Source organism: Microbacterium sp. P2_F9 (assembly GCF_056403635.1).
This window is the reverse complement of the sequence record NZ_JBFUFC010000389.1, coordinates 1-1,460: the sequence shown is the minus strand read 5'-3', so window position 1 is coordinate 1,460 and position 1,460 is coordinate 1. Positions and strand designations below refer to the sequence as shown.

The following is a 1,460-nucleotide window of genomic DNA, read 5'->3' as shown; positions in this document are numbered from 1 at the left end:
CGCGTCGGGCGGTCGATTACCTGCTGGACCTCGGACATGAGACCGTCTGGTACATCGCCGGCGAGGGCGCACCTCAGTTCGCCGACGAGTGGCGGGCGACGTTGACGGATGCCGGGCGACCCATTCCCGAACTTCTGCAAGGGGATTGGAGTCCTGAGTCGGGTTACGAGAACGGTCTGCTGCTCGCCAAGATCCCCGAGGCGACCGCGGTCTTCGTCGCGGGCGACGAGATGGCATTCGGCGTGCTTCGCGCCCTGCAGGAATCGGGCGTCCGTGTTCCTGACGACATCTCCGTCATGGGTGCCGACGACAACCGGCTCGCTCGCTACGCGGTCCCCGCGCTCACGACCATTAGATTCCCCTACGACCTGATGGGAGTTCGCGCGGTCCGCTTTCTCCTCCACGACCTCGAGAATCCCAACGAGCCATTCTCCTCAGAGCTCGTCGAACCCGAATTCGTGATCCGAGAGAGCACGGCGCCGCCGCGCACGCGAGGGCGCAACGGCGGCCGCTTCACCCTGTCGGAGTAGCGAAGGGCGCAGCTCTTCGGGTCACGGGGCGACGATGACTTCGTACCCGGCCTCGGACAGCGCGGTGCGATCTGCAGCCGAGATCCCGTCATCGGTGATGATCGTCGGGAACAGGTCCGAATTCCCCATGGATGCGAACGCGCGGTGCGCCAGCTTCGAGGAGTCCGCGACGATCACCGCCCGCCGGGCCCGGGTCGCCATCAGACGGTTCACGGCTGCCTCCCGTTCGTCGTCGGTGGATGGGCCGCCGGTGGGATCGACGCCGTTCGCGCCGATGAACGCGATGTCGAGGCTGACCGAGCGCAGAACGGGGTCGGCGAAGTCTCCGACCAGCTCGTAGGTGCGAGGGTTGACGACGCCACCGGTCAGGACGAGCTTGATGGTCGATCGGGTCGCGAGCTGGGCCGCGATGTTCACGGCGTTGGTGACGACGGTGAGGTTGGGGGTCGGCGAGGGCTGCATGAGGTCGGCACGCACGCTCAGTGCGGCCGCGATCGCCGTCGTCGTCGTGCCGCCGGACAGACCGATCACCGCACCCGGTGCGATGAGGGCGCTCGCTGCAGCCGCGATGCGCTGCTTCGATCCTGACCCGCTCTCGCTGCGGTACCGAACGGGGAGCTCGTAGGCGACCGAATGGGGGATCGCCCCACCGCGCGTCCGGGTCAGCAGCTGCTGTTCGGCGAGTGAGTCGAGATCGCGGCGTGCGGTCGCCGGTGAGATGTCCAGCCGCGAGACGATCTCATCGACCTCGACTTGGCCGGTTTCGGCCAGAAGATCGAGGATCGCGTTGAGGCGTTCTGTCCGACTCATGCTCGCGTTGTTCCTACCGGTTCCGTCGACTTCAGCGCGAACAGTCGCAGCAGCCGTGCCGCCTCATCCGCGACAGCAGTCCGTCCCGCCCGCACATAGCGCCGAGAATCGGAGGTGTTC

2 protein-coding genes are annotated in these 1,460 nt (G+C 67.0%); one reads left to right on the top strand and one right to left on the bottom strand.

Annotated features, from left to right (window positions below; all coding sequences use genetic code 11):
- Nucleotides 1-530: substrate-binding domain-containing protein (locus AC1DVT_RS20250; protein WP_477391196.1), on the top strand; the 530-nt coding region annotated here is incomplete at its 5' end.
- Between the two features lie 21 nt (nt 531-551).
- Here the strand turns inward: AC1DVT_RS20250 and AC1DVT_RS20245 are convergent.
- On the bottom strand, nt 552-1,340 hold the full coding sequence (locus AC1DVT_RS20245; protein WP_477391194.1) for a DeoR/GlpR family DNA-binding transcription regulator: 789 nt from the start codon (nt 1,338-1,340) through the stop codon (nt 552-554).
- Between the last annotated feature and the right edge of the window lie 120 nt (nt 1,341-1,460).